The sequence below is a fragment of the Ruegeria sp. EL01 genome, from assembly GCF_900313035.1.
In the GTDB taxonomy this organism is placed as follows: Bacteria; Pseudomonadota; Alphaproteobacteria; order Rhodobacterales; family Rhodobacteraceae; genus Ruegeria.
The window spans coordinates 257,912-283,903 of record NZ_OMPS01000001.1; the positions used below are offsets into that span (position 1 = coordinate 257,912).

Annotated in this window: 26 protein-coding genes and 4 pseudogenes; 19 read left to right on the top strand and 11 right to left on the bottom strand. The window is 56.1% G+C overall.

Annotation, left to right across the window (positions count from 1 at the left end; genetic code table 11):
* Nucleotides 1-152 precede the first annotated feature (152 nt).
* Nucleotides 153-1,001 (top strand): HTH-type transcriptional regulator BhcR, encoded by an 849-nt coding sequence (bhcR, locus tag D9K61_RS01180; protein WP_120631431.1) that lies wholly within the window; start codon nucleotides 153-155, stop codon nucleotides 999-1,001.
* Here the strand turns inward: bhcR and D9K61_RS01185 are convergent.
* Together D9K61_RS01185 and D9K61_RS01190 are read right to left on the bottom strand one after the other, a co-directional pair.
* Nucleotides 982-1,851 carry a bifunctional allantoicase/(S)-ureidoglycine aminohydrolase gene (locus D9K61_RS01185; RefSeq protein ID WP_120631432.1) on the bottom strand — a complete coding sequence of 290 codons (870 nt, stop codon included), beginning with the start codon at nucleotides 1,849-1,851 and terminating at the stop codon, nucleotides 982-984. The genes bhcR and D9K61_RS01185 overlap by 20 nt on opposite strands.
* A 239-nt stretch (nucleotides 1,852-2,090) precedes the next feature.
* Nucleotides 2,091-2,354: a DDE-type integrase/transposase/recombinase gene (locus D9K61_RS01190; RefSeq protein ID WP_371688441.1), complete on the bottom strand. Its 264-nt coding sequence runs from the start codon at nucleotides 2,352-2,354 to the stop codon at nucleotides 2,091-2,093.
* 56 nt (nucleotides 2,355-2,410) lie between these two features.
* Here D9K61_RS01190 and D9K61_RS27770 point away from each other — a divergent pair.
* The 3 genes and pseudogenes from D9K61_RS27770 to D9K61_RS01205 form a co-directional block, all read left to right on the top strand.
* Nucleotides 2,411-2,626 (top strand): annotated as a pseudogene (locus D9K61_RS27770) (IS6 family transposase); the annotation flags it as partial.
* 134 nt (nucleotides 2,627-2,760) lie between these two features.
* Nucleotides 2,761-4,515, top strand: coding sequence for a thiamine pyrophosphate-binding protein (locus tag D9K61_RS01200; RefSeq protein WP_120631434.1), 1,755 nt, complete (start codon nucleotides 2,761-2,763; stop codon nucleotides 4,513-4,515).
* 20 nt (nucleotides 4,516-4,535) lie between these two features.
* Nucleotides 4,536-5,822 carry an FAD-binding oxidoreductase gene (locus D9K61_RS01205; protein WP_120631471.1) on the top strand — a complete coding sequence of 429 codons (1,287 nt, stop codon included), beginning with the start codon at nucleotides 4,536-4,538 and terminating at the stop codon, nucleotides 5,820-5,822.
* Here the strand turns inward: D9K61_RS01205 and D9K61_RS01210 are convergent.
* Nucleotides 5,819-6,709, bottom strand: a complete 891-nt coding sequence (locus D9K61_RS01210; RefSeq protein ID WP_120631435.1) for a LysR substrate-binding domain-containing protein — start codon at nucleotides 6,707-6,709, stop codon at nucleotides 5,819-5,821. The genes D9K61_RS01205 and D9K61_RS01210 overlap by 4 nt on opposite strands.
* A gap of 93 nt (nucleotides 6,710-6,802) precedes the next feature.
* Between D9K61_RS01210 and D9K61_RS01215 the strand changes: the two genes are divergently transcribed.
* On the top strand, nucleotides 6,803-7,279 hold the full coding sequence (locus D9K61_RS01215; RefSeq protein ID WP_120631436.1) for an Lrp/AsnC family transcriptional regulator: 477 nt from the start codon (nucleotides 6,803-6,805) through the stop codon (nucleotides 7,277-7,279).
* Here D9K61_RS01215 and D9K61_RS01220 read toward each other — a convergent pair.
* Nucleotides 7,264-7,875, bottom strand: coding sequence for an aspartate/glutamate racemase family protein (locus D9K61_RS01220; RefSeq protein WP_162946683.1), 612 nt, complete (start codon nucleotides 7,873-7,875; stop codon nucleotides 7,264-7,266). The two genes, D9K61_RS01215 and D9K61_RS01220, sit on opposite strands and share 16 nt — an antisense overlap.
* Before the next feature lie 224 nt (nucleotides 7,876-8,099).
* Between D9K61_RS01220 and D9K61_RS01225 the strand changes: the two genes are divergently transcribed.
* From D9K61_RS01225 to D9K61_RS01250, 6 genes and pseudogenes are all read left to right on the top strand, one after another.
* A complete protein-coding gene (locus tag D9K61_RS01225; protein WP_120631438.1) occupies nucleotides 8,100-9,074 on the top strand; it encodes a TRAP transporter substrate-binding protein in 975 nt (324 codons plus the stop codon).
* A gap of 65 nt (nucleotides 9,075-9,139) precedes the next feature.
* Nucleotides 9,140-9,667: a TRAP transporter small permease subunit gene (locus D9K61_RS01230; protein WP_162946684.1), complete on the top strand. Its 528-nt coding sequence runs from the start codon at nucleotides 9,140-9,142 to the stop codon at nucleotides 9,665-9,667.
* Nucleotides 9,664-10,962: a TRAP transporter large permease gene (locus D9K61_RS01235; protein WP_120631440.1), complete on the top strand. Its 1,299-nt coding sequence runs from the start codon at nucleotides 9,664-9,666 to the stop codon at nucleotides 10,960-10,962. The genes D9K61_RS01230 and D9K61_RS01235 overlap by 4 nt, the downstream gene beginning before the upstream one ends.
* Before the next feature lie 9 nt (nucleotides 10,963-10,971).
* Nucleotides 10,972-11,385, top strand: coding sequence for a universal stress protein (locus D9K61_RS01240; RefSeq protein ID WP_162946685.1), 414 nt, complete (start codon nucleotides 10,972-10,974; stop codon nucleotides 11,383-11,385).
* A 160-nt stretch (nucleotides 11,386-11,545) separates the two neighbouring features.
* Nucleotides 11,546-12,224: pseudogene (locus tag D9K61_RS01245) on the top strand (IS6 family transposase).
* Nucleotides 12,225-12,651: 427 nt separating this feature from the next.
* Nucleotides 12,652-13,815 (top strand): ATP-binding protein, encoded by a 1,164-nt coding sequence (locus tag D9K61_RS01250; RefSeq protein ID WP_120631442.1) that lies wholly within the window; start codon nucleotides 12,652-12,654, stop codon nucleotides 13,813-13,815.
* A 130-nt stretch (nucleotides 13,816-13,945) separates the two neighbouring features.
* Here the strand turns inward: D9K61_RS01250 and D9K61_RS01255 are convergent, their stop codons facing one another.
* Genes D9K61_RS01255 through D9K61_RS01280 form a run of 6 tightly spaced genes read right to left on the bottom strand, consistent with a single transcriptional unit; the run spans nucleotide 13,946 to nucleotide 18,672 of the window.
* Nucleotides 13,946-14,773 carry a TonB family protein gene (locus tag D9K61_RS01255; RefSeq protein ID WP_162946686.1) on the bottom strand — a complete coding sequence of 276 codons (828 nt, stop codon included), beginning with the start codon at nucleotides 14,771-14,773 and terminating at the stop codon, nucleotides 13,946-13,948.
* On the bottom strand, nucleotides 14,770-15,162 hold the full coding sequence (locus tag D9K61_RS01260) for a biopolymer transporter ExbD (RefSeq protein WP_120631444.1): 393 nt from the start codon (nucleotides 15,160-15,162) through the stop codon (nucleotides 14,770-14,772). The genes D9K61_RS01255 and D9K61_RS01260 overlap by 4 nt, the downstream gene beginning before the upstream one ends.
* Nucleotides 15,162-15,584: an ExbD/TolR family protein gene (locus D9K61_RS01265; protein WP_371688440.1), complete on the bottom strand. Its 423-nt coding sequence runs from the start codon at nucleotides 15,582-15,584 to the stop codon at nucleotides 15,162-15,164. Before D9K61_RS01265 ends, D9K61_RS01260 begins: the two co-directional genes overlap by 1 nt.
* Entirely contained in the window at nucleotides 15,523-16,191 is a 669-nt protein-coding gene (locus tag D9K61_RS01270; protein ID WP_120631446.1) for a MotA/TolQ/ExbB proton channel family protein, read from the bottom strand. The genes D9K61_RS01265 and D9K61_RS01270 overlap by 62 nt, the downstream gene beginning before the upstream one ends.
* A gap of 4 nt (nucleotides 16,192-16,195) precedes the next feature.
* Nucleotides 16,196-16,642, bottom strand: coding sequence for a hypothetical protein (locus D9K61_RS01275; protein ID WP_120631447.1), 447 nt, complete (start codon nucleotides 16,640-16,642; stop codon nucleotides 16,196-16,198).
* A 20-nt stretch (nucleotides 16,643-16,662) separates the two neighbouring features.
* Entirely contained in the window at nucleotides 16,663-18,672 is a 2,010-nt protein-coding gene (locus tag D9K61_RS01280; RefSeq protein ID WP_254055640.1) for a TonB-dependent receptor domain-containing protein, read from the bottom strand.
* A gap of 258 nt (nucleotides 18,673-18,930) precedes the next feature.
* Here D9K61_RS01280 and D9K61_RS01285 point away from each other — a divergent pair, with 258 nt between their 5' ends.
* The 4 genes from D9K61_RS01285 to D9K61_RS01300 are packed head-to-tail and all read left to right on the top strand — an operon-like array spanning nucleotide 18,931 to nucleotide 22,714.
* Nucleotides 18,931-19,986 (top strand): hemin-degrading factor, encoded by a 1,056-nt coding sequence (locus D9K61_RS01285; protein ID WP_120631472.1) that lies wholly within the window; start codon nucleotides 18,931-18,933, stop codon nucleotides 19,984-19,986.
* Complete coding sequence (locus D9K61_RS01290) at nucleotides 19,983-20,849, top strand: hemin ABC transporter substrate-binding protein (protein WP_120631449.1); 867 nt, start codon at nucleotides 19,983-19,985, stop codon at nucleotides 20,847-20,849. Before D9K61_RS01285 ends, D9K61_RS01290 begins: the two co-directional genes overlap by 4 nt.
* Nucleotides 20,846-21,922, top strand: a complete 1,077-nt coding sequence (locus D9K61_RS01295; RefSeq protein WP_120631450.1) for an iron ABC transporter permease — start codon at nucleotides 20,846-20,848, stop codon at nucleotides 21,920-21,922. The genes D9K61_RS01290 and D9K61_RS01295 overlap by 4 nt, the downstream gene beginning before the upstream one ends.
* Nucleotides 21,923-21,925: 3 nt before the next feature.
* Nucleotides 21,926-22,714, top strand: a complete 789-nt coding sequence (locus D9K61_RS01300; protein ID WP_120631451.1) for a heme ABC transporter ATP-binding protein — start codon at nucleotides 21,926-21,928, stop codon at nucleotides 22,712-22,714.
* A gap of 179 nt (nucleotides 22,715-22,893) precedes the next feature.
* Here D9K61_RS01300 and D9K61_RS01305 read toward each other — a convergent pair whose 3' ends face one another.
* Nucleotides 22,894-23,475, bottom strand: a complete 582-nt coding sequence (locus D9K61_RS01305) for an FMN-dependent NADH-azoreductase (protein WP_120631473.1) — start codon at nucleotides 23,473-23,475, stop codon at nucleotides 22,894-22,896.
* A 148-nt stretch (nucleotides 23,476-23,623) separates the two neighbouring features.
* On the opposite strand from D9K61_RS01305, the gene D9K61_RS01310 reads away from it, so the two are divergent.
* From D9K61_RS01310 to D9K61_RS01325, 4 genes and pseudogenes are all read left to right on the top strand, one after another.
* Nucleotides 23,624-24,538, top strand: a complete 915-nt coding sequence (locus D9K61_RS01310; RefSeq protein ID WP_120631452.1) for a LysR family transcriptional regulator — start codon at nucleotides 23,624-23,626, stop codon at nucleotides 24,536-24,538.
* 124 nt (nucleotides 24,539-24,662) lie between these two features.
* Nucleotides 24,663-24,905: pseudogene (locus D9K61_RS27775) on the top strand (ArsR/SmtB family transcription factor); the annotation flags it as partial.
* 60 nt (nucleotides 24,906-24,965) lie between these two features.
* A complete protein-coding gene (locus D9K61_RS27780; RefSeq protein WP_371688442.1) occupies nucleotides 24,966-25,418 on the top strand; it encodes a VOC family protein in 453 nt (150 codons plus the stop codon).
* A gap of 243 nt (nucleotides 25,419-25,661) precedes the next feature.
* Nucleotides 25,662-25,992, top strand: a pseudogene (locus D9K61_RS01325) (IS21 family transposase); the annotation flags it as partial.

Here is a 25,992-nt window from a genome sequence, read left to right on the forward strand (position 1 = left end):
CGTTGACCACACAATAAGATTCAACCTCTTAGCCCGATATTTTTTTGAAAATGTCTTTCAAAACTCACGTCATTGAAATTATTGTTTTGTTGTCAGTGTCTTATATTTTTCATATGATGAATTAGTCTTTCACAAATGAAAAAAGAGTTTTTATGGATTCTCAAGATAATGGTTCTGTATCCCGCCGAAAAGCTCGTGGAAGACCGCGAGGGTGGGATGACAAGACAGCGCAGAACACGATCAAATCCCTGGATCGGGCGATGGAGGTATTCGAGTATCTGAGCGAGGCGCAAGGCAAGGCATTGACCACATTGTCCGATGAAATGCACCAGTCCCCGGCCACCGTTTACCGTATCCTCGTGACGTTGGAAGGCAGGGGGCTCGTCGAATTCGATCACGACGAGCAGGTCTGGCATATCGGTCCCCGCGCGTTCGTAATTGGCTCACGCTTCCTGCGCCGCACCAGTCTCGTGGACCGGGCCAGACCAGTCATGCGAAAACTCATGGAAACCACGGGCGAGACGGCCAATCTGGGCGTAGAAAAAGAAGGGTTTGTACTTTTTCTGAGCCAGGTGGAAACGCACGCCAGTATCCGTGCGTTCTTTCCGCCTGGATCGCTGTCGCCGATGCATGCATCGGGTATCGGAAAAGCACTGCTGGCTTACATGGACGAAGACAGATTGGACCGGCTGTTGGCCACCGTGGAATTACAGGCATTCACAGATCGGTCGATTACTAATCCTGAATCGCTGAAAGCGGACCTCGCAACCATCAGAGCCCGGGGTTTCTCAGTGGACAATGAAGAGAAGAACGCAGGTATGCGATGCATCGCAGCGCCGGTCTTTGACATCAATAGCGAGGCAGTTGCCGGGATTTCGGTGTCCGGACCGACCAGCCGTGTCAGTGAAAGTGAGGTTGAACGGCTAAGCCGCCCCGTCATAGAGGCGGCTCATCAGTTGACGCTGGCAATCGGTGGAACGCTTACTCCGCCGCAGCCCTGAGGCGACTATGCTGCGGGTAGGCAGCAGGGCCGGGCCGCAGGGCCATGTGCCGATTTACGTCCTTATAAAGCAGGTAACGAAATTTGCCCGGACCGCCTGCATAGCAAGCCTGCGGGCAGAACGCGCGTAGCCACATGTAATCGCCAGCCTCTACCTCGACCCAGTCATTGTTCAGCCGGTAGACCGCCTTTCCTTCCAGAACATAGAGACCGTGCTCCATGACATGGGTTTCAAGAAAGGGGATGACGGCGCCGGGCTCAAACGTCACCACAGTTACATGCATATCGTGGCGCAAGTCACTTGGGTCGACAAATCGCGTTGTCGCCCATTTTCCATCTGTTCCGGGCATTTTGGTTGGAGCGATGTCGTTTTCGTTTAGGACAAGTATGTCGGGGGTATCAAGGCCATCTACGGCTTCATAAGCCTTTCGAATCCAATGGAAACGCAGGATTTCATCCCCTTGGTTTCGCAGAGTCCAATCACTTTCTGGAGGCAGATAGGCGTAGCCTCCCGGTGTCAGTTCATAGGTTCTGCCTTCGGCGGTTACTGTCGCGGCGCCTTCGACCACGAACAAAACACCCTCGGCCTCGGCATCGATCTCAGGCCGGTCAGAACCACCGCCGGGTTGAACTTCCATGATGTATTGCGAAAAGGTTTCGGCAAAGCCGCTTAAAGGGCGGGAGATCACCCATAAACGTGTATCATCCCAAAACGGCAGAAAACTGGTCACAATATCCCGCATCGTTCCCTTCGGGATCACGGCATAAGCGTCGGTAAAAACAGCGCGATCAGTCAACAGTTGTTCCTGACCAGGATGTCCACCGCTTGGTGCGAAATACTTGGTGCTCATGTATGCTCCTGAAGAAATACTATGCACTCAAAAATATGCGCCGGGCGGATTGTGTGGACCACCCGCAAAAATACAGCAACTCTATTCGAAAAGTTTTGAAAAATCCGTATCACCGAACGTCTGGAATAAAACGAAGCGTCCAACCTGCAATCAGACGGTCGACGTCACGCGTGCGCAAGCCGGGACGATTGTGTCGCAATCTTTTGGAACGCGCAGAGTCAGCGGCTTACCGGACACTCTTATCCTGCGATCTCAGCAAAGACCTGAAAGCCCGAGGTGGCAGCGTTGGAGAACTGCTGTTTCCGGATCATGTTGGCGACCTCAATGCCGTCCGATGTGGCGGAAGCAGATCTGAACGACTTGAACCCACACATGTGCCGAACACGCCGTTTGATAAACCGATGGTCCTGCTCGATCATGTTGTTTAATATTTGGACCTCGGTGTCTGCACTTTGGCTGGGCGGCCGAACCGTTGGCTCTGTTGCAAACTTTTGGCTGTTGATGAACTTGGGTTTAGCGCGTGAATGGCTTTCGACCCTAACTAGTCGAAAGCCAGCTCATGATCTCCTTCAAAGGCGCGCAATATTCGAAGGACGTGATCCTCTTTGCTGTATTCGTCTACGTTCGATACGGCGTTTCATATCGTGACCTGGAAGAGATCATGGTGGAACGCGGCGTATCGGTTGATTGAGCCACGCTGAACCGTTGGGTGACACGAGACTTGGGCGCTATTGCCGACGCAGCGCGCAGACGCAAAGGACCAATGGTCAAAAGTTTGCAACAGATCAGCGCGCGCAATCGGGGTCGAGTGGTCAAATTGCCGGGTACAGGTTGAAAGCCGTCACATTGCCAATGTTCGCGAATCGGACGCCCAACTAGCTTTCGTCGTGCAACATTAGGAGGATTGGAATGCGCGGCGCGGATATCTTGGTGGAGATGCTGATTGGTTACGGAGTCGACTCCATCTTCGGCGTGCCCGGTGATACCAATGTTTCGTTCTATGAAGCCCTGCAAGACAAAGAAGAGCGGATCACTCATGTAATGGCGCGGGACGAGCGCTCTGCCGGGTTCATGGCCGATGCCTATGGCCGCTTCACGGACCGCCCTGCCGTGGTCGAATGCCCCTCGGGCGCGGGTGCGATGTACACGCTGCCACCAATCGCTGAGTCAAACGCCTCCTCCGTGCCTGTAATCGTGCTGACAATCGACATCCCCCTGCCCGGGGAAGGGCGCGGTGTACTGACTGAGCTGGATTGCGCGCGCCTGTTCGAGCCGGTGACAAAGATGTCCGTGCAAGTGAAATCGGCAGATAAGCTGCCCGAGATCATCCGTCGCGCCTTTCGCACGGCATGTTCAGGCACGCCCGGCGCGGTGCATCTGCAAATCCCCGAGGACATGTTGCTGGCAGAGATCGACCCTGCAAGCGTATCGCTCCATGTCGAGGAAGAGTGCAAGACTTTTCCCGCCTTCCCCACCCGACCCGCACCAGGGATGGCCGAAACGCTTTTGGAGCATCTTTCCGCCGCCGAGCGACCGCTCATCGTGTCGGGCGGGGGCGTGATCCGGGCCTGTGCCGGGGCGGAGGTGTTGCGTGTGGCCGAACGGCTCAACATCCCGGTATGTAGTTCCATGACCGGTCAGGGGACAATGCCCGACGATCACCCGCTCTCGATCGGGGTGATCGGTGACAACGGCTTTCACCCCCATGCCAACAGGGCCATGGAAGAGAGCGATTTTGTGCTGTTCATCGGGTCCAAGATGGGCTCAGTCGTGACGATCGGCTGGACCTTTCCGAAACTCACGCTGAACAAGCGCGTGGCCCAAATCGACATCAATCCCGAGATCATGGCCAACAATTACGAAAACGTGCTTTCGGTGGTCGGTGACGCAAAGCTTGTCTTGAACGACCTGCACGAGGCAGTCCCGGAAGATTTCGAGGGTTCAAAATTTACGCCCTGGGTAAGCCATCTCAACACGTTGCGCGCTCGTTTCTGGCAAGAGGCGCAAAGCCTGCTTGATGCGGACACAACACCGCTGCGACCCGAACGCGCTGTGCGCTGCTTCAATCAGGCGCTTGAGGCTTCGGGCAAACCAGCGCTGATCTATTCCGACGCGGGCACGCCCACGCCGCATATGACACGCTTTCTCAAGATTAATGATTCACAAACGCGCTTTGCCATACCACGGGCTTTTGGCGGGCTGGGTTCTGCGCTTCCGGCCACCGTAGGTGCCTGGCGCGCCGATCCAACGCGCCGCCCCATCGGCATGTTCGGTGATGGTTCTTTTGGAATGGCGGTGGGTGAGCTTGAAACGCTTGTACGGTTGCAGATCCCTGCAATCCTTCTTTTGTTCAACAACGGCCATTTCGGATGGATCAAGGGGCTTCACCGCCTCAAGGGTCACAATCAGACCTTTGGCGTGGATTTCATGCCTCCACGCGGGGCCGCCATCGCCGAGGCTTTTGGATTGAAGGGCTGGACCGCGAAAACCGCGGATGAACTGGACGACGCTCTCGGGCAGGCCTTCGCTCACACTCAGGGCCCCGGCCTCATTGATGTGCATATTGAGTCCATCGCGGTCCGGGTTCCCCCTGTCTATTCGTGGCTGACAAAACGTGGCGAAGATCCTCTCTCGCTCAAGGCCAAGGATGTGGCGTATCTCTGAAGTTTGAAGCCATGAAAGACATGAGCCCTCCCCCCCAAGCGCTTGCTGGAAGATCAGTTTTGGTAGTCGGTGCCGGGATGGTAGGCGTTTGCACTGCGCTCGATTTTTTGCGGCGCGGTGCAAGGGTAACGCTGATCGACCGGCAAGAGCCGGGGCGCGAGACGTCGTTCGGCAATGCGGGTGTTTTAGCACGCTCCTCGCTCATGCCGCTCAACAACCCGTCCATGCTGCGTGACCTGCCGGGATTGCTTGGTAACCGGCGCACCAGTTTGCGATACAATCTTCGCTATGTTCTGAACAATCTGGGTTGGGCTCTGCCGTTTTTGGCCAACGCACGCTCGTCACGGGTGGACCGTACGGCCAAGGCGCTTGACGCTTTGATCCGTTTGTCCATCCCCGCCCACAAGGCCATGATCGCGGAATGCAGGCAGGACGATTTGCTTTCCGAACGCGGCTGGATTTTTCTGTATCGCTCAGTGGCGGCCCATGCTCGGAGCAGCCTGTTACGCCGGATGCTCACGCAGTTCGAGGTGCCGACCGAAACTCTCGACAGGGCAAGCCTGCACGAACTTGAGCCGCACCTTTCCCCCATTTTCCCACACGCGCTTTGGGTGCAAGACAGCGCGTCGGTCCGGGATCCTGGTGCTTTGGTAAGTGCCTATTCCCGGCGCTTTGCGGCTGAGGGAGGGCAGATCGAAACCGGCTGTGTTACTGGCTTGCACACAATCCAAGCGCCGCGCGTTGTTTTGGAGGGCGGGGCCGAGATACGTGCGGACCATATCGTGCTGTGCCTCGGCCCCTGGGGCAAAGACATGCTGAACAAGGCGGGCTACCGCGTTCCAATGGCCTTTGAGCGTGGATATCACCGGCAGTTCAAGGGATCCGAGGGCGCGGGCAACGCGCAGACCCTTGGTCGACCGATCTATGACACCGGGGGCTCCTACGTCCTGTCCCCGATGCGGCATGGGCTAAGGCTCACCACCGGGGTAGAGTTGAACGCGCGCAACGCCGCAGAAAATCACGATCAAATAACGCGCGCGGAAAAGGCCGCGCGCGAGGCGATTGACCTTGGTGTCCCGTGCACAACCCCCACATGGATGGGCGCACGCCCGACCTTTCCAGACAGCCGCCCCTGCATCGGGCCGCTCCCTGCCGCGCATGACGTCTCTGTGGCGTCCGGCCATCAGCATATCGGCTTCGCCACCGCGCCTGGCACGGCTCGCCTGTTGGGCGACATATTGGAAGGTAAAACCCCTCCGATCGATGCAAGGCCTTTCCGACCGGAAAGGTTCATCACCTACCGTTAGCGCAAGCCACGCGTTTCGGACATGATCCAGTCGCGAAAGAGGCGCACCGGTGTCGAGGGCCGCCGTGTCTCTGGATACACGGCATAGTAGCCTGCTCCGCTAGCGACCGGCGCACCGAAGGGCAAATGCAATCGCCCGTCCGCCAGTTGTTCCTCGATCATGAAAACCGGAACAACGGCCAATCCGATCCCGGCCAGCGTCGCTTCGATTACCATCGTCGTTTGCGAAAAACGCGGACCGGAAATGGGTCCATGATGCTCGATCCCCTTGGCCGCCAGCCAGCGGAGCCAAGAGTCCGGTCGATGGGCGTTCTGAATTTTGGGAAAGGCTTGGTGTTCCTCAATCGGCAGCGATTGATGCGGTGGCACCAACGTCGGCGCCGCAACCACCCCGACAAATTCGGTGATAAGTTTGTAAGCGATTGCGTCACGCCAGGCGCCTTGCCCACGCATCACTGCGATGTCTGGTCCGTCCGCAAAATCCACATCGCCGCGCAGCGGAATTACGTTGAAAGGTTCCGAGGGATGGGCCTCCATAAAGTGCTTCATGCGCGGGACAAGCCAACGGCTGGCAAAGCTATCCTGCACACCGATTTGCAGCGCAGCCGAGGCGCGGCTGCCGCGAATGACATCCATGGAGGCCTCTTCCAGCAGGTTGAGGATCTCTGAAACAGAGGCGGCATAGGACTCCCCTGCGGGAGTAAGGACAAGACGCGGCCCAAACCGTTCGAAAAGGTCGATCCCAAGGAGGGCCTCAAGATTCGAAACCTGTCGACTCACTCCGCTTTGCGTGCGCCCCAATTCCTCACCCGCGCGTGTAAAACTGAGTGTTGTGGCTGAGGCTTCGAAGGCGCGAAGCGCGAAGAGGGATGGGATGTAGCGACGCATTTCATGAATTTAGATCATGATGATCGGCAAAAACAGCATTTTTCGCATGATTGATTCTCTGCCAGTCTTTCAAGAACAGTAAGGGAGATCGAAATGCGCAAACTCGACGCCATCGACCGCAACCTTTTGGCCCTCCTCCAGGATGATGCCCGCCTTGCGACATCAGAGCTTGCACGCCGTGTGGGCACTGCACGCACGACTGTAAGCGAGCGCGTGGCGCGGCTAGAACGGGAGGGGCGCATATTGGGTTATACGGCGGTGGTGGTAGAAGAGGCGCAAGTGCTGGAAACCCGCGCAGTGTTGAATCTGGGCTGCAACCGTGCTGCGTGCCGCAGTATTGTGGCCGCATTGAAGAGCTATCCCGAGATTGAGGAGTGTCTCTCTGTGACTGGGTCTTATGACCTTATGTGTATGGTGCGCACACCTCATCAAGAGGATCTGGACGCGCTTGTCGACGAGATCGCCATGCTCCCCGGGGTGAACGCGGTCGACGCGACAATCGCACTGGCCAGCAAATTTCGGCGCCGGGCACATGTGCCAACTGCACCACGACTTCAGATCGCGAGCTGAGACTGCATCATCCAGCCTGCCGCATCGAGGATGGAAAAAACGGGTAGTCCAAACCGGTTGCGAAGCGCGGGTGCGTAGGGGCACAGATTTCCACATTCCAGAATAAGGGCAGATAGCGGTGCCCGGTCTATGAGTGCCTCAGCCTCATGAAGCACCAGTGCTTCCATCTGGTCGCGATCAAATTCGCGCCGCTGCTCGGCCTTCGTCGCCAGGAACGTGTCCCGGAACAACGCATGATGATCCATTCCGGCAATTTCCGCATCATCAACCCCGGGAGCAGCAAGCGCGTTAGGACCAAGCGCGCGCACAGATGCCGTCAGAATCCCCACGGACCCGGGGCAAACCATCTGAACCATGGGATACATCGAAAGTGAAGATAGCATGACCGGAATGCGTACCGCTCTGGCGATTTCGGCCTGGGCATGGACAAGGAAACCGCATGTCGAAACGAGGGCCGCGGCACCTTCGAACTCAAGCTGCTTTGCGGCGCGTATGAACGCATCAAGCATCTCTTGCGGTGGCGGATTATCCGACACAATGACACTGGCATCGGCCCGCTCTACCACATGCATCCGAGCAGAAAATGGGTAGCTCATGGGGTTACCTGCATCTCCTGCGATGCGGGGAAATGCTGTGTCGAGCGAGAGAATGCCGAGATGTGCCATAATCAAGAACTAAGCAAGACAAGTGACGCGGAAAAGAGGATGCTGGCCAGCAAACCGTCAGATTCACGGCTCTGTGCCCTATCCCGTTAATTTGACCCTGTCTTTTTCAGCCCGCCCCAGTGACCATCGCCGGATAGGTTCACAGGGAGCTCACAATGAAAATGAAAGCAATCCTCTGCGCGGGCACCGCCTTCGCGCTCACGGCTGGCAGCGCGCTGGCTGACAAATGGGATATGGCACTGGCCTATTCCGCCACCAACTACCACTCCGAGATCGCCGCGGAGTTTGCCGCAGAGGTGACGGCCAACTCTGATTTGGAGATTGTCACACACCCCGGCGGGTCGCTCTTTGGCGGGTCCGAGATCTTTGGTGCGGTGCGCAAGGGCCTTGCGCCCATCGGGGAACGACTGATCTCGGCGCTTGGCAATGATGATGCGATCTACGAAGTTGACAGCGTGCCGTTCCTGGCATCCGGCTTTGCGGACGCCAAAACGCTCTACGAAGTCTCCAAGCCGGCCCTGATTGAAACGCTGGAAGAAGGACGGCTTCACTTCCTGTATTCCTGCCCCTGGCCGCCCCAGGGCTTCTACTCGATCACCGCCGCCGAAAGCCTCGACGACGTCTCCGGCCTGAAGTTTCGTGCCTACAACGCGACAACGTCCAAGATGGCCGAAGGGCTGGGTATGGTACCCACCAAGATCGAAGCCGCAGAACTTGCACAGGCTTTTGCCACCGGTGTTGCGCAATCCATGATTTCCTCCGGCTCTACCGGCTATGACCGCAAGCTCTGGGAACATGTCGAATACTACTATGATGTGAAGGCCTGGCTGCCGCGCAACATGGTGATCGTGAATGGCAAAGCCTGGAAACGTCTCGACGATGAAACGAAGGCCGTGGTTGAAGCGGCCGCCGCGAATGCAGAAGAAAAATGCTGGGCGAAGGCCGAGGAACTGGACAGCTGGTATGTCGAACAGTTCAAGGCCAACGGCATGAATGTGGGCCCGCTCAACGAAGCCATGCAGGTTGAGTTCCAGAATGTGGGCGAGGAGCTACGCGAAGCCTGGCTCGAACGCGCTGGCGACAAGGGTCAGGCCGTGCTTGACGCATATGCGGCCGCCAACGGTTCGTGACCCAACCAGGCGTGGCCCCCTTTCTCCCTAGGGGCCACGCCGATTTACTTTGAAGGAGCAGAACCGTGCGGCAAATCTCTCGGATCATGGATGGGATCTACAAGGTCGGCGCCTTTGCCTCTGGGGCATTGTTGATCCTGCTTTGCGCTTTGGTGTTGTACTCCATCATGGCGCGGGCTTTTGGGTTGTATGCCGGTGGGGCCACGGACTTCGCGGGCTATGTCATGGCCACTAGCACATTCCTTGCCTTGGCTTACACGTTCCGCACCAACGGGCATATTCGTGTACAGCTTTTGATCCAAAAGCTGGGACACACATCAAGACGCAGTGTCGAGGTCTTTTGCTTGGGTTTCATGGCCTGCATCTCGACTTTTCTCGCCTTCTACATGGTGCGCCTTGCCTACGACAGCTGGGACTTTGGCGAGCGCAGCGAAGGAGCGGATGCGGTGTTACTCTGGATTCCGCAAACCCCTGTCGCCATTGGTGCCGGGCTTCTGGCGATCGCCGCCATTCACTCCTTTCTTCAGGCGTTGTTTGACTATGACGCGATTAACCCAGAGACAGCCGGGCATGAGGGGCCAAACGAGGTATGAGCGAAACGATTTCAATCATTGTCTTTCTGTCGACGCTGTTTCTATGCCTCGGCCTTGGTGTCTGGGTGGGGGCCGCGCTTCTGGCGACCGCAATCGTTGGTATGGCGCTCTTTACGTCTGCACCTATCGGAGATTCCATGGCCGTCACCATCTGGGGAGAGCAGTCAAGCTGGACCTTAACGGCCCTGCCGCTTTTCATCTGGATGGGGGAAATCCTGTTCCGAACAAAACTGTCCGAGACGCTGTTCAAAGGTCTTGCACCGTTCATGAAGGGCCTGCCCGGGTCGCTGCTGCACGTCAATATTGGTGCTTCCGCCGTCTTTGCTGCCATCTCTGGCTCGTCCGCCGCGACGGTGGCGACCGTTGGCAAGATGTCCATTCCCGAATTGCGCGCGCGCAAGTACCCCGAGCATATGATCATTGGCACGCTTTCCGGTGCCGGCACGCTCGGCCTCCTCATTCCGCCGTCGATCTCCATGATTATCTTCGGCGTGACCGTGAACGAGAGCATATCAAAGCTTTTCATGGCCGCAATGATCCCAGGTCTGTGTCTCGCGTTGCTGTTCATGGCCTATGTGGCGTGCTGGTCAATCGTCAACCGTGGGAGCTTCAACCCGATCCAGGACGTGGATGTGTCCAGCCTCGGTCGCAGGCTTGCCGACCTGCTGCCAGTGTTGATCCTGATCGCCGCAGTCATCGGTTCGATCTATACCGGCGTGGCCACGGCGACCGAGGCCGCCGCGCTCGGCGTTGTCGGGGCGCTTCTCCTTTCGATGGTGCAACGCAGTCTAAGCTGGAGCAGCTTTCAGGAAAGCGTTCTTGGCTCGGTACGCACCACAGCGATGATCATGTTCATCCTCATGGGTGCGGGCTTCCTAAGCCTCGCCATGGGATTCACCGGCATTCCCAAGGCACTGGCCGAGGTGATTGCGGATTGGGAGCCCCCGCCACTGGCGCTCATTGCCATCCTGACGGTCTTTTACATCGTTCTTGGCATGTTCCTTGACGGTCTTTCCTCTATCGTTCTGACCATGGCGGTGATCGAGCCCATGGTCCGCGCCGCTGGCTTTGACATGCTGTGGTTTGGAGTCTACCTCATGATCGTGGTCGAGATGGCCCAGATCACGCCTCCCATCGGGTTCAACCTCTTTGTGCTTCAAGGGATGACGGGCAAAGATATCGGCTTCATTTCAAAAGCCTCCTTCCCGATGTTCCTGGTGATGTGCCTTTTCGTCGTCATCCTCGTCTTGTTCCCCGGGTTGGCGACCTGGCTCCCTGAAGTCCTGAGTAAATAGGAGGCGATGATGGCCCCGAACACTGTTCTTGTCTTGGTGGATATCGCGCATCACGACAGTGGCAAAGACGTCTTGTCTTACGCCGCTGCTGCCTTTCCATCTGCCACACTCCATGCAGCTTATGTCATGCCCTATGGGTTTTATAGTTATGTGGAGCCATTCGTCTCGGACGAAAGCCAGAAAGCTGCAAATACGCGGGCGAAAGAAGAGCTGGCAGCCCTTGTTGCGGCTGCGAACGTGCAGGCCACGCCCCATGTCCTGCGTGGTGGTATCGGCGAGCAGGCAATGCTGGAAGCCAAGGCAATCAATGCCGACCTCATCGTGCTCAACGCAGTTCGGCCCGGCAGCGCACTTTCGACGCTTGGGACCCACGCGGCTCAGATCGCGCGACATGCAAAGGCAAGCGTTCTGCTCCACCGCTGAAACGCCAAGAGCCCCGGGATTTATCCGGAGCTCTTTTGATACTTCGCTCAATCAGATGTCAAACTTGACGGGATCTGTCGCAAACTTTGGTCGGCATGTTGCACTTCGTGTGGTTTGATTCAACTGGCAGTTTGACTGTGACAATGTTTGGGAGTGTCCGATGACCGACTTCAAGGGCGCACACTACCCACAATCGATGATCTTGTATGCGGTCTATTTCTACATCCGATACGGCGTTTCATATCGCGACTTGGAAGAGATCGTGCGGAACGTGGGGTGACGGTTGATCATGCAACGCTGAACCGCTGGGTCGTCAATGCTCACCCCTGGCCGCCCGCGCAGCGCAGAAAAGAAAGGCCAGCACGGCTGGATCCTGGGGTATGGATAAGACCTATGTCAAAGTCCGCGGTGAATGGGTGTACCTGTATCGTGCGGTAGATCGCGGCGGTCAAACCCTTGGTTTCATGCTTTCCGACAAGCGAGACACCAAGGCTGCAAGAAAGTCCTTCGTCAACGCATTGCACAACAATGGCATCCCAAAAACGGATTACCATTGAAAAAACAGAAGCAACACAGCCGGAATCAAAGAGGTCAACAAGATCTTCAGGAGGCTGGCCATAACCATCAAAATCGATACCGTTTGCTCCGAGTATCTCAACAACATGATTGAACAGGATCACCGTTTTATCAAAAGGCTCACGCGACCGATGTTGGGGTTCAAAAGCTTTGCCTTAGCTGCCGCGACACCTGCGGGGATCGAGGTTGCCAACATGATCCGCAAGGGGCAGCTTGGCATCTCGACAAGTGGATTCCGTCAGTTTGCAGAGCTCGCTGGATAAGGATGCGCAGCCAGAGCGTTATCAACTCACCACAGCCTCGTACCGTCACGCCCGCCCTGATGCGTTCAGTCTATGGGCCGATTCCACAGTCGATTTAACCGCATGATCTGCCCATCGCATATTCTTCACAATCAGTGGCTAACAACTTGCCAATATCAATCCGAACCCTATTCGGAGAATGGTGCTTGGTCCGGGAATGGGGGCGGATCAGGTCAGCCGGGAGGCAGAGGATTGTCGTCTACTCTGAATCGAAATCTGGTGCGGAGACCTCCTCGATGAGTTCTGTAATCGTAAGTTCGAGCGCGCCTGCTAGTTGGGCGAAACGTCGTGTTTCGTCTGAATTAGGCTTCAGCCGCTGGGTTCGTCAGCGCTACAGTTCCAAAGTTAAACCTTGTAAATACTCCATCGGATGGCATAAATACAAGGTATGATCGAGCGTAGTCACAGGAAATCCGTTGAAGACTCTCTAGAGAACCAGGCGGGCGTCGTCCTGCTTGGGCCACGGCAAGTTGGGAAAACAACGCTCGCACAAGATATCGCTGAAAGCCGTGACGCTGTCTATCTTGATATGGAGAGATTTGCTGACCGTCAGGTTCTCGAAGAGCCTGATCTCTATCTCGACGAGCAGGTTGGACGTCTTGTGGTGATCGACGAGGTTCAACTCATGCCAGGTCTGTTCAAGGCATTGCGCGGTCAAATTGACCGGCGACGCAGGCAAGGGCATCGGACTGGACAGTTCCTGCTTCTGGGGTCGGCCTCGAACACGCTTCTGCACCAAAGCGCAGAATCCCTGGCTGGACGGGTCAGCTATCACGAGCTTACGCCTTTCACGCTGTCGGAAATCGGAGCAGACGTGATCTCAACCCTCTGGTTGCGGGGTGGTTTCCCTGATAGCTTCCTGGCGAAAAACGACCGGACCAGCTTGGCCTGGCGCGAGGATTTCATCCGAACCTATCTGGAACGTGATGTTCCAGCCTTCGGGTTGCGTATTCCGGCGGAGACATTGCGCCGGTTCTGGACGATGCTCGCCCATGAGCAGGGCGGGTTACTCAACGCGGCAAAGCTTGCAGGAAACCTGGGAGTCTCTGGCCAGAGCGTTGCACGTTATCTTGATTTATTGGTCGACCTGATGCTGGTGCGCCGCCTGCCGCCTTGGCATTCCAATGCCGGAAAGCGTCTCGTCAAATCTCCTAAAGTCTATATTCGCGATTCCGGATTGACCCATGCACTTCTTGCGATCGACACACAGGAGAACCTGCTTGGGCATCCAGTTGTTGGCGGCAGTTGGGAAGGGTTTTGTATTGAAAACCTGATTACCGCTGCGCCGCGCGGAACCGAAGCAAGCTTCTACCGTTCTTCAGCCGGGGCCGAGGTGGATCTGATGTTGAGATTGCCCCGAGGGGCCGTCTGGGCAATAGAAATCAAGCGGACAACATCGGCGAAGGTAACGCGTGGGTTCCATATCGCGACAGAAGAATTGGACGTCTCAGAACGTATCCTTGTTTACGCCGACGACAGGGAGGTCCCGGGGCAGGGAGGGGTACGGGCAATGCCCCTCGTTAGCGCTATGGAAAGGCTGTCATCGGAATAGATATGAGAAGTGGTCACTTAAAGGCGAGAGGGCAAGTTTTTTGTGTCCAGCATCTGGATCTGTCGCGCGAGCAAACGTACTAGCCTGACTTTTGACGTGGTAGCCACAGCTTTCGACTTGGAGACGTCAGTTACCGCTGCCCCATGATTTCGAAAGTATAATCCCGTCTTACTCCTGCTGGAGGTGGTGGGAACGGGGCTGCGGCTTTTACTTGGGCAACGGCGATTTGATCCAGTCGTTTTGATCCCGAACTGCGCGCGATGCTGATTGTCTGCAACGTCCCGCTGTCGGCCATTCGAAATGCCACCAGAGCGGCACCTCGGATATTAGCGCTCTTTCTTCGGGCGCGGATAATTTTGCGTTTTATCCGCCCCGCGTAATTGCTGGCTTCGGCATTGCCGGATGTGGTGGTGGCTTGTTTGGATGTCGTTGCCTTCGCAGCGCCTTCGGGGGTTTTCCCGGTCGCGTCGCCCTTTTTCCCGCTTTGTTTGGTGTTTCCGTTTGACTTCGCAGTTTGATTGCTTGTCTGTTTCTCCGGTTCAGGCCGTTTGATATCCTTGATCAGTGGAACCGAAGCAACATCAACCTGCGTTTTCGACGTCTCAATTTCTTGAGGCTTGAGTGGGTTCTGAGCAACTGCCTTCGTGGGTGCGGCAGTAGCGTCAGATGGGATCGGGTTGAGCGTTGGGGGCGTCGTCGCTCGCTGGTGCAAGGTTGGGCTGGCCTTGGCTTGCAACTGGTGTGGCGTGGCTGATTTCTGCCGCATGCTGGCGGGCACAGGTGCATTGGCTCCGGCAACGAAATCTTTGAATGTGGATCCGAGCGCAGCGGCTGCTGCTGCTCCACCACCTTCGATTTCCACCGTTTCGCTGGGTGAATAATCTATAAGCGCCAAGCTATGAGCCGCCACGGCCAATGCAACGGAAATCGCAACCACTCCGCGGGATTTTGGAATCACCGTAAACCCCTTTCCGTCACGACATAGACTTTGCTTGCACCCAACCCACGCAAAGCGTCGCTGACTTGTTTGAGCGTAACTGCGGGCAAGGATCGGTCCGGCACGATCCGCACCGCATCAAGGGGAAGATCGATGGCAGCCCGTTCGACGTAAGCCTCAGCATTGGTCAGTTCTGCCCCGCGATATTCAAGAGTGCCATCAGCGCGAATAATTAATGCATCAGGCGGTTCGCGCCCTTCCAGATTCTGCGTTTCAACAAGCTGAACCGATTTGCTGAGCGGCGGCGCAAGGGTTCCCGCGATCATGAAGAATATGAGCATCAGGAACACGACATTGATAAGCGCGATTGTCGGTTCCCTACTTTGTCTGGGTTTGGATCTTAGCTGCATCAGCCTAATACCTGAGTGTGCAATTGTTCGACAGGCGCCAGGACTGTGAGAAGATCGATCAATTGCTGAGAGGTCGCGTGCGGGCTTAGGCTAATGAGCGCGGTCTGGGATTTGGCAGCGCGAAGCGTCTGGGCCACCTGCGCTAAGGGCACAGGCGCGCCATCGACCAGAATTCGGTCGGCATCCAGTTTGATGAAACGGATGACTCGATCTGTTTCAGCGCCACCAATGGCTGTCGTCGAAAACTCTATCTCGCCGAATTTCGAGAAAGTAGATGTCAGCATGAAAAACAGCAGCAGCAAAAAGATGACATCTATGAGTGATGTCATCGACAGGCGTTTGCGCCGCTTTCTTCGAACATCAAGCGCCATGGGCCAGTGCAGTAGTTGACGCCTTATTCGTTTGTGCCGTGTCACCGGCATGGCCCGGTGCAAAGATTGTTCTGAGCGCACGGTTGGCAAAGATACGTTCGCGGTTCACGCGGGCCTCGAACCAAGTCAGGATCAGTGAGGTCGGCATCGCCACGGCCAGCCCGGCTGCTGTCGTCATAAGTGCGACCCAGATTCCGCCGGCCAGCAGCGATGGATCAACTGCGTTGCCAGCACCTTGCAGGGTCTGGAAGGCCTCGATCATGCCCAGCACAGTGCCGAACAACCCGAGCAAGGGCGCAAGTTGCGAGACGCTATCCAACACGTTGAGACCTTGTTCCAACCGCGCAAAACGCGCCTCAGCCTCGGCATCAACCCTGTCGGACAAGGTGCGATCATCACCCGACAGAGCCATCGCAATCACGGGCACCAGATAGCTGCGGCTTTTGTTCAGATGGCTTCTGGCGGCCATGTGGTCTTGTCGATCCCATGCGTCGATGGCCATCGACAATTCGATGTGGCGCCCGACCCCGGCCGCCTTGTATTGCCAGAGTTTGTAGATGACCAACGCAAGAGTGGCTATCGAGGCCGCGATCAGGATGGCCACAACCGGCCCTCCCAACTGCAATATCTCTATCAGTTTTTGCTGCATTTCGGTCATGGCTTTATCCAAGTAATTCGGTTTCAAGACGGCTTTTGAGTGTGAGCTCGTTCATGCAGGCGTCTTTGGCGTCGGTCTGGATTTCACATTCCTGGACGCCGTTGATCAGAATCCGACTGATCTGATCGCAGGCCATGTCGTTGAACTGAAACTGCCTGACGCGAGGGCGACCTGCAGGCAGTTCTTCGAAATCCAGCAGGGTGAGCAGCGACACCTCACCTGTGTTCCCGAACAGGACAGTTTCATACACAACCCCGCTAATGTCGGCATCATGCGTGTTTTCGGCGACAAAACTTAGCAGACAGTTTTGCCCCCTTGCCTCGGCGGCGCTGAGTTCGATGGATACGCCGCCGGCTGTGTGTATCTCTTCTGCGCTGACAAACCCTGCCCCCAAAAAAGGGAGCAGGGTCAGCAGGACCACGCTGGCATTTGTTGTTGTCGTTATTGGCATAACGGGTCCTTTCGTCTGGATCAGAAGGTTTTGGCCAGGGACAGCTTGAAGTTTCGGCCCGATGAGTTGCGGGTCGAAAGGTTCGGGCGATAGTTCTTGTCAAAGATGTTCTCGATGCCGGCGCGCACCTCAAAGCCTTCAAACACGCCCTCTTGTGGCAGGTAGGTTGCGCGCAGGGCGTTCACGCCGTATCCTGCGGTGGCGGCACCTCTCGAGTCTGTTCCGGACCGAGCGCCGAAGATTTCCCAACTGACATCCAGTGTCTCGCCGAACCGCTTGCCCAGCGTAAGGCGCGCAGAGTCTGACGGTTCATTCCGCCAGCGCGATTCAACGCCGGTTGAGCTGGTTTCCGTTCCGGTCACGATGTTCGAGTTGAAATCAACGTAAAACCCGCCAGCGTTGGCGTATGACGCTTCGATCTCGACACCTTTTGTTACCACTTCGGACAGCGGTCTAGACGGCCTGCCGGATACGTAGGATGTTATATCCCACAAGGTTGTCTCATAAAAATTGACCTTGGCTCGGACTACGTCGCCTTCGGCAATCACATCACCACGATTGTATGAAAAACCTGCTTCCCATGTTCGGGATTTCTCTGGCTGCGTCATATAGAGCGGTGTACCGAGATCATCGATAATCGGCAGGCTTTCTGTGTAGGCACCACCGCCAAAGATCGCAAAGCCGCTGTTAAATTCATACCGCGCCGACAGCCCGCCCATAAGCGCGTTGTTGTCATAGCTTTCGTTGAACGGAGCCGCCGTGTCATCGTCACCTTTGATGTCCTGTGTTTCGTATCGCACCGCGGGTGTGATTGTCAGTTGGTCACCGATCTGAACATCATCGACGGCGAACACGGAAATGCGACGGTCGGTTCCGCCTGGTGCTGATGCGGCGTCCAACCGTTCGCGATTGATGAATTCAATGCCAGCCCGCAGATCATGCGAGGCAATTCCGGTCTGGAAGTAGGACGTGTTCTTGATCGTCAGCTTTGTTGTTTCATAGTTATGTGTGGCATCCGCCAGGGCCCGAATCCGGGGAAAAAACGGCGTTCCTTCAAGGCTGGAAGATCCAGGGACATAGGCGCTTTTGATTGACTGCTCTGAATAGCTGAGGTTGACATCCAGATCGATCAGATCATTTTCGACCGGCTGGTATTGGAACCGCAGTATCCCTATTTGTGTTTCGATATCGCGATCCACGTTCCCAAAGGAGTCCGCCGTGGTGCTAAACGAGTCGTAAGGTACGTCACGTTCCTCTGATGTGGACCTGTTCCAGGATGCCGTGATTGCGTGTTCGAGATTATCGCCGAAGCTGTATTTACCCTTGGCCAGCACCGAAGGCAGCGTGAATGAGCTGTTCCCAATGGTGTCGCCATCGCCGTCTTTCTGATCGCCCTGATCCCGGTAGGTGTAGTTGAACAGGAATTCAGTTTGCGTATTCGGTTGCCATGCCAGAATGGATGACGACGCAAACCCATTGCCGTTCGAATACCCTTCAAGCGTCTGACGGAAACGGAAACCGGGCTCTCCACCCGTTAAATCCGACGCGTCCTTAGTTTCCAGTTGAACGACACCACCGACAACCCCAGACCCATATTCAAATGATCCAACGGTGCCACGGACGACTGAGACGCTTTTGTACAGCTGGGGGTCCGTAAAAAGCTGGTTGCCGATCCGATACAGCTCTTCCGCGCCTGTCGTCGCACCATCGACCAGGATCAGAACTTTCTGATCGGTTCCGAACGTACTGTTTGCGCCGAAACCGCGAATGTTGATGCCTGACCCTTGGGGGGTGGAGCCGTTCACCAGACTTACGCCCGGAACCGAGTCGATCAGTTCCGCTACGGTGTTGGCCTGCCGTTCATTGATTTCTTCCTGATCGATATTTGTGACGGGCACAGCGGTATCCGTCTGGATTTCCCGTTTGCTTTCCCCAAGAACAAGGGTGCCAAGGAAACCGTCATCCTGTTCTTGCGCCCAGCCGCCAGCCGCAATCATGCTGAGGCACGAAGCCGTCCCCAGCAGTATCATCTTCCGTATTTGCACACGCATTTCTGTCCCTTCGAAACAGTAAGAGGACCTGAAATGCTTGCGCCGTGCTGGCTTTGGTCAGTCTGTTTTATTTTTTTTGGCATCGCCGTATGTGGCGACTTGTGCTCGTTAATAAAGGTTACTAAAATAGTCAACAATTAATGTTGATCGTTTGGACAACATCCGCCAGCGGGCAACCGATCAATTCGGTGGTCGGGCCAGCACCTCAGGAAAATCAACTCGAAGATGGGAAAACCCATGATGAAACAGGTGCTTAAAGCCCCGGATCAAATTCGTGCAGCTTATGCGCAAAACAGCGGTATGCGAGATCGCGATCTGGCAGAATCGCTTGGACTTACGGAAGGGCAGCTGATCGCAGCCTTCGCCGGGCAAGACGTAACGCGGTTGTCGGCAAACCTTGATGATCTTTTTCCAATGCTCAACGGGCTGGGCGAGGTCATGGCATTGACGCGTAACACGTCCTGCGTAATCGAAAAGGTAGGACAATACGACAATTACCATTCGGGCGCGCATGCTTCGATGGTGCTGACGGAAGATATTGATTTGCGCATGTTTCCCAGCCACTGGGTCCATGCCTTTGCAATCGAACGTAAAACCGACGGCGGCGTGAAAAGGTCCCTTCAGGTCTTTGATGCCGCCGGAGATGCAGTGCACAAGATTTACCTGCGTGAGGGATCGGATCTGGATCACTGGAACCAGCTTGTCAGCGCCCTTACGTCGGAAGATCAATCGCAGGTTCTGGATGTCGAACCACGTAGTCCGACCGAGACGCCCAAGGCCAATCGGGACAAAGCCGAGACCCTACGCGCGGAATGGGCAAAAATGACAGACACGCATCAGTTCATGCGATTGACCTCAAAGCTCAAGATGAACCGTCTGGGGGCTTATCGCATCGCCGGTGAACCGCTCGTCAAGGAACTGGCGCCAGCGGCAATATCCCAGATGTTCGAACAGGTGTGCGACAAGGAAATCGAAGTCATGGTCTTTGTTGGTAATCGCGGATGTATCGAAATCCATGGTGGTCGCGTTCAAACGCTCAAGCAGATGGGCCCATGGTTCAACGTACTTGATCCGCGTTTCAACCTGCATCTGCAAACCGACCATATTGCAGAGGTTTGGGCCGTCACCAAACCGACGCAGCGCGGTCCCGCCGTCTCGGTCGAGGCTTTCGATGCCGAAGGCGGGCTGATCTTCCAGATATTTGGTCGCCGCTCGGGCGAAACCGACTATCGCCCGGCCTGGGACGAACTGGTCGCCAGGCTTGACTCCAAACCCGAGGTCGCGCTGACATGAACAAGATGCGAATGATCTGGTCTGTTCTCGCCGTCCTGCTGAGCATGCAGGCCTCGTCGGCTGAGACCGACAAACCAAAGCGTATCATCGCGATCGGCAGTTCCATCACCGAAATCGTGTACGCCCTGGGTCAACAAGACAGACTCGTCGGCCGTGACCGGACATCGACCTACCCGGCAGAGGCGCTAGAGATGCCCGATGTCGGGTATCGGCGCGCGCTGTCGCCCGAGGGCGTTTTGTCGGTCGAACCGGACTTGATTCTCGCACTCGAAGGCTCCGGTCCGCCAGACGCGATTGCGGTTCTGCAAGAGGCGGGCGTGCAATATGTCACGATCAACGACGAATTCTCTCTGGATGGCGTGATCGATAAAATCCAAATAGTTGGTACTATTCTAGGTGTTGATGACGCTGCAACGGAATTGGCAGCGCAAACCAAGCACCAGCTCAGTCAGGCTCAAACGGCGGCGTATAATGCGGCTGGGTCCGATCCGAAGCGGGTCTTGTTCATCCTGTCCGCACAAGACAATCGGATCACGGTCGGCGGTGTTGATACCCACGCAGATAGCATCATTCGACTAGCAGGTGGCGTGAATGCCGCCGACAGCGTGTCGGGTTACAAGCCAATGACTCCCGAAGCGCTGGCGTTAGCCGCGCCGGATGTCATCCTCATGATGGATCGGCGGGGCAATCATGACACGGAGGGTCACGATTTGTTTTCGCTGCCCGCTGTCAAGCTGACCCCAGCTGGCCGGAACAAGAGGCTTATCCGCATGCAAGGTGCTTTCTTGCTCGGGTTTGGGCCTAGAACTGCCAGTGCCATTTCTGATCTGTCAGCGGCCCTTCAGGATGTCGGTGATTCATGACGCTGGCACTGGATCACTTGGGCGCTGAGACACCCAAACCCGACCGGCGGGTCACAGCACGGCGGGTCACGCTGACTTTACTGGTTCTGCTTGGTCTGACCAGCGGCGCCAGCGTCTCGGTCGGCGCTTCGGATGCATCTCTAAACACCGCTGTAATCGACCTGATCACCGGGCGGTCCATGTCCGACCTGAACCGGATTGTTCTTTGGGACATCCGCTTGCCCCGGCTTTCTATGGGGATTCTGGTTGGCGCCGCGTTGGCTGTGTCCGGGGTGGTCATGCAGGGGCTTTTCCGAAACCCGTTGGCGGACCCGGGGATTGTCGGCGTCAGCGCTGGCGCCGGTCTGGGCGCAATTTCGGCCATCATCCTTGGCGGCTACCTACCCACATCGATAATGGCCTGGACGGGAAATGGGTTGGTGGCCATCGCGGCCTTTCTGGGTGGCTGGGTGTCTGTCCTGATCCTGTACCGTGTCTCGACGAGACTCGGACAAACATCCGTGGCGACCATGCTGCTGGCCGGCATTGCATTGGGTGCATTGTCCGGCGCGGCATCGGGCGTCTTAGTCTACATGGCCGACGATCAACAACTGCGAGACCTGACATTCTGGGGAATGGGCTCCTTGGCGGGCGCGACCTGGGGCAAGGTCGCCTCGGCCGCACCAATCATTTTGATAGCCCTCGCCAGTACACAATTCCTTGCGCGCGCGCTCAACGGGCTGGCGATGGGAGAGGCGGTGGCCCACCACATGGGCATACCGGTTCAGCGCAGCAAAAACGTTGCCATTCTGGCGGTTGCCGGTGCCACCGGTGCCGCTGTTGCCGTGTCCGGAGGCATTGGGTTCATCGGAATTGTGGTCCCGCATTTGTTACGTCTGACGACCGGTCCAGACCATCATCGGCTTTTGATGAATTCTGCGTTGCTCGGCGCCAGCCTGTTGCTATGCGCCGACATGATCAGCCGGATCGTGGTGACCCCGGCGGAACTGCCGATCGGGATCGTCACAGCAATTCTCGGCGCGCCAGTATTCCTTTGGATTCTGCTGCGCCGTCACGGCACGATGGGAATGTAGGTCATGCAAGGTAAGAACATCTACGTCAGTCTGGGTCGAAAGGACATTCTGCACGGTGTGAACTTCAAGGCGGAGCCCGGCCAGGTCACCGCAATCATCGGGCCCAACGGATCGGGCAAGTCGACCCTGCTAAAGGCATTGGCCGGAGAGATCGACTCGACCGGAACCGTAACCCTGAATGGCCACGACATTTCTGCACTGAAGCCCTGGCAACTGGCTGAGATGCGGGGCGTGCTGCCACAATCTACAACGGTGGCCTTTCCTTTCAAAGTTCACGAGATAGTCAGGTTAGGGCTCGCAACTGGGCTGGTCGCAAGCGATGACGGATTGACATCCAGGGCCTTAGCGCATGTCGATCTTGCCGGGTTTGAACATCGATCCTACCAGACCCTGTCTGGGGGCGAACAACAGCGCGTTCAACTTGCCCGCGTTCTGACCCAGGTCTGGGAGGCACAGCAAGCTGATCAACCCAGGTGGCTGCTGCTGGACGAACCTGTTGCCAGCCTCGACATCGCGCATCAATTTACGGTTCTTGGTATTGCCGGTGACTTCGCCGCCCGAGGGGGAGGTGTCGTGGCGGTGATGCACGATCTGAACCTCACCGCTCTATTTTCTGATTGTGTTTATGTTCTTTCGCAGGGCTCCGTCTGGGGCTCTGGCACGCCATCAGATGTTCTCAGTAGCGACCTGATGCAGCAAGTTTACGGTATTGACTTGCCGATCAGCAAAGTTCCGACGACCCCGCTCCCGTTCGTTCTGCCACAGGCAGTGCGCAAACCCTTGGAACCCTGAGGCTCCGCTCCTGCCCAAATCCGCTTTGGAGAAGCCGCACCACAGCGTCGGTGACTGCGATCGACGTCCAGAATGGGCCGATCTGCTTGCACCGCGCAACCACTTTAGATTTCAATGATCTTTGAAACGGTACGTGTCTCGGAGTTCGGAGCCAGCCTTTGCTTCTTGGTTGATCAGAATTATCTTCTGAGTGTTTGGATTTGTTCCACGGATCTGGCCAATGCTTCATCCTCGCCAAAGATCGTTTGGTCGACGGCGACGAGGTCAACGTCGGTAATGCCAAGAAAGCCAAGAACATAACGCAGATGGGTGCTGGCAAAGTCGCCTTCGCCGCTGGCTCCGGTATAGCCCGACGCCATTGCAATGATGGCGCGTTTTCCTTGCAAGAGACCTTCGGGGCCTTTGTCACTATAGGTAAAGGTCAGACCAAAGCGGCACACCAGGTCCAGCCAGGCTTTCAGGACTGCAGGGATGCCAAAATTGTAGACCGGGAAACTGATTACGATCGTATCCGCGACCACCAATTCTTCGATCAAGCTGTCAGAAAACTTGAGGAATTCATTTTGCTCGAGTGAACGCTTTACTGGATCGGACAGGTTAGCCGTCACCCAATCATTGTTGATGAGCGGTAGACCAGCGGCAAGATCTCGCGTCACGACCTCTCCACTGTCAATGTGGGTTAGGATGCGGTCCGCAAGATCGCGCGAATGCGAACCGGTATGACGAACAGATGCGTCGATGCGGAGGATGGGGTTGGACATAACGGATTCCTTTGGTTGCTCAGTTGTTGCAGCGGCGCGCTGACACCCAATGCGATTGAACTCACCGGTCAATTATGTTGTGGAGTGGAAACAAAAAACTTCTATATTAGATCAGACCGTTACGAATACGTAACAAAAGGGAGAGCTGATGCGATCTGCGGATTGGGTGTTTTTGCCATATTTTCTGGCCGTCGCGCGTGCAGGCAACCTCCGCGCCGGGGCGGAACTGCTCAATGAGAACTACGGAACGGTAAATCGTAACATTCAGGCGCTAGAAACAAGCTATGGTGCGCAACTCTTTCATCGCTCAAGGCGCGGATTCGAACTGACCACGGCTGGTCAGGCGCTTGTGCCTCTGGCGGAACAGGCGGAAGCGACAGTTATCTCGGCGCGGAAGCGGGTTGAAGGTTTGGACAGAAGCGAAACGGGCATCGTACGCTTCTCGCTCGCAGCCGCGTTTGCATATGACATCATAGCACCAATCATCGGGAAGTTTCACAAAGCGTACCCTGAAATCCAGGTTGAGCTGCGCCTGACATCACAAATCGAGTCCATTGCTGACAATAAAACCGATGTGTCGCTTCGAGCAGCATTTGAAGTGACCGATGATGTGGTTGCCCGTAAACTGTACCCTATTGCGATGGGAATTTATGCTAGCGAACTCTACATCGAGGAGCATTTTGCCGATGCGGGCCCGAAAGGCGCTGGTCTGAATTGGATCGGTTTTCCCAAACATTGGGCCGTCACGAAATGGGTCGAACAATCGCCTTTTCCATTGGCTGAACTGCGCCACATTGTCAGTGATTTCCCCATGCGGCTCAGTTTGCTGCGGCAGCACTGTGGCATGTCGCATCTGCCTGTGATCTTTGAAAGATACTGCTCGGATATTTGTCGGGTGCCTGGCACCGAAGTGACGTTGGACCGAACACTCTGGATATTGCTGCATACCGATCTTCGAAGAACCGTGCGTGTACGGCGCTTCGTTGATTTTCTGGCCGATGAACTTCTTAAGCTGCAAAAAGACATGCAAGCGGGCGCAGAATCGACCAAGCTGTACGCATAAGTGCTGAAACCCGGCCATGGCTCGGAGCGCATCGCCCGGTCCTAGGGGCCTGTGGAATTGATTGACCGGACGGCTTTGTTGCCTGTGATGGCGGCACACAGCCCTCAGCGCCCTTAGTGACACAACGCGGTTGTTGATCCTTGATGAGCTGAGAAAGCGTGACGACCAGACGCATTTCGAACTTTGCGCGCGATTGTTCGAAGAGCATTCAGCCACAATATCCAGACAAGGCATCACCAGGCATCTGAATAAGCTGGAGCAGGCTGGCCTCATCACCACAGCGCGGCGAGAACGCACTAAGATTCATAGTCTGGCGGAAGCACCAATAGCGGATGCGATCACCCCCTGGGTGGAACTATATTCTTAAGGAGACTCTGTATGAAAATGTATATGAAGAGCATCGCTGTTGATGATCAGTCTAAAGCACATGATTTTACACGAGCAAACTTGGGTTCGTTGTAAAGCACGATATTCCACGGGTGAACAACGTTGGCTGACATTGGTGTCCCATGAAGAAACTGAGGGCGTGGAATTAGGTTTAGAACCGAGCACGCATCCTGCGACGCGCGCCTATCAGGACGCATTTATGGCTGACGGTATCCCAGTTTCGGCATTCAGTGCTGACGACATTGAGACGGAGGTTGCGAAACTAAAGTCAGTAGGTGTCGGATCCACACAGCCTCCTGTTAAGGCTGGTGGCGCGGCGATATCGGTTTTTGACGACACTTGTGGAACCTCATCCAGCTCGTCGAGTTGCATGTTTGACCGCGGCGTTGCAAAGCTTCGGCATCCAGGAGCAGTCTTACTGGTACCCCCGTCGCTGACATCCGTTTCGAGCCCAAACTATAATTCAAACGTCAGCGTTGTTGGATCAATCTAAAGCTGTTGAAACAATCTATGAGGTGCGAAGTGAGGGTTACTCGAATAGACCATGTTCACCTTGAAGTATCTGACCGCGAGTGAGAACGGCGGTGAGAAAGTCGACCACGGAAGCGGCGGGATGACCCTGCTGCGGGCGGCGTAAAAGTCGTCCATCTTTGCCCTTCTTTTCGTAACGGAGGGGGGCGGGAGGATCTTTTCCGTGGATTTGTATCGTAAAGTTCGTCTGGCCTGTGCCGAGGGCATGAGCCAGCGAGAAGCGGCCCGGCATTTCGGGATATCTCGTGACAGCGTTCGCAAGATTTTGGCGTTTTCGGTCCCGCCCGGCTACCGGCGGTCAGCACCGATCCGGCGGCCCAAGCTGGATGGGTTCACCGGGATCATTGATCAATGGTTGTCGGAAGATCGGCAACGACCGCGCAAACAGCGGCATACGGCCAAGCGGATCTGCGAGCGACTGCGTGATGAGCATGGCTTCGAGGGTGGTTACACCATCATCAAGGATTATGTTCGGGAACATGGTCGACGGCATCGCGAGATGTTCGTACCGCTTAACCATGCACCCGGCCATGCTC

Bases quoted from the DNA above. Each gene is read 5' to 3' on its own strand.
- D9K61_RS01310 (WP_120631452.1), top strand. From the start codon at position 23,624: ATGCGATCTGCGGATTGGGTGTTTTTGCCATATTTTCTGGCCGTCGCG.
- D9K61_RS01185 (WP_120631432.1), bottom strand. From the start codon at position 1,851: ATGAGCACCAAGTATTTCGCACCAAGCGGTGGACATCCTGGTCAGGAA.
- D9K61_RS01235 (WP_120631440.1), top strand. From the start codon at position 9,664: ATGAGCGAAACGATTTCAATCATTGTCTTTCTGTCGACGCTGTTTCTA.
- D9K61_RS01210 (WP_120631435.1), bottom strand. From the start codon at position 6,709: ATGCGTCGCTACATCCCATCCCTCTTCGCGCTTCGCGCCTTCGAAGCC.
- D9K61_RS01265 (WP_371688440.1), bottom strand. From the start codon at position 15,584: ATGCCGGTGACACGGCACAAACGAATAAGGCGTCAACTACTGCACTGG.
- D9K61_RS01205 (WP_120631471.1), top strand. From the start codon at position 4,536: ATGAGCCCTCCCCCCCAAGCGCTTGCTGGAAGATCAGTTTTGGTAGTC.
- D9K61_RS01300 (WP_120631451.1), top strand. From the start codon at position 21,926: ATGCAAGGTAAGAACATCTACGTCAGTCTGGGTCGAAAGGACATTCTG.
- D9K61_RS01280 (WP_254055640.1), bottom strand. From the start codon at position 18,672: ATGATACTGCTGGGGACGGCTTCGTGCCTCAGCATGATTGCGGCTGGC.
- D9K61_RS01240 (WP_162946685.1), top strand. From the start codon at position 10,972: ATGGCCCCGAACACTGTTCTTGTCTTGGTGGATATCGCGCATCACGAC.
- D9K61_RS27780 (WP_371688442.1), top strand. From the start codon at position 24,966: ATGATTTTACACGAGCAAACTTGGGTTCGTTGTAAAGCACGATATTCC.
- D9K61_RS01200 (WP_120631434.1), top strand. From the start codon at position 2,761: ATGCGCGGCGCGGATATCTTGGTGGAGATGCTGATTGGTTACGGAGTC.
- bhcR (WP_120631431.1), top strand. From the start codon at position 153: ATGGATTCTCAAGATAATGGTTCTGTATCCCGCCGAAAAGCTCGTGGA.
- D9K61_RS01295 (WP_120631450.1), top strand. From the start codon at position 20,846: ATGACGCTGGCACTGGATCACTTGGGCGCTGAGACACCCAAACCCGAC.
- D9K61_RS01285 (WP_120631472.1), top strand. From the start codon at position 18,931: ATGATGAAACAGGTGCTTAAAGCCCCGGATCAAATTCGTGCAGCTTAT.
- D9K61_RS01290 (WP_120631449.1), top strand. From the start codon at position 19,983: ATGAACAAGATGCGAATGATCTGGTCTGTTCTCGCCGTCCTGCTGAGC.
- D9K61_RS01260 (WP_120631444.1), bottom strand. From the start codon at position 15,162: ATGCAGCTAAGATCCAAACCCAGACAAAGTAGGGAACCGACAATCGCG.
- D9K61_RS01220 (WP_162946683.1), bottom strand. From the start codon at position 7,875: ATGAGCTACCCATTTTCTGCTCGGATGCATGTGGTAGAGCGGGCCGAT.
- D9K61_RS01250 (WP_120631442.1), top strand. From the start codon at position 12,652: ATGATCGAGCGTAGTCACAGGAAATCCGTTGAAGACTCTCTAGAGAAC.
- D9K61_RS01215 (WP_120631436.1), top strand. From the start codon at position 6,803: ATGCGCAAACTCGACGCCATCGACCGCAACCTTTTGGCCCTCCTCCAG.
- D9K61_RS01305 (WP_120631473.1), bottom strand. From the start codon at position 23,475: ATGTCCAACCCCATCCTCCGCATCGACGCATCTGTTCGTCATACCGGT.
- D9K61_RS01270 (WP_120631446.1), bottom strand. From the start codon at position 16,191: ATGACCGAAATGCAGCAAAAACTGATAGAGATATTGCAGTTGGGAGGG.
- D9K61_RS01275 (WP_120631447.1), bottom strand. From the start codon at position 16,642: ATGCCAATAACGACAACAACAAATGCCAGCGTGGTCCTGCTGACCCTG.
- D9K61_RS01225 (WP_120631438.1), top strand. From the start codon at position 8,100: ATGAAAATGAAAGCAATCCTCTGCGCGGGCACCGCCTTCGCGCTCACG.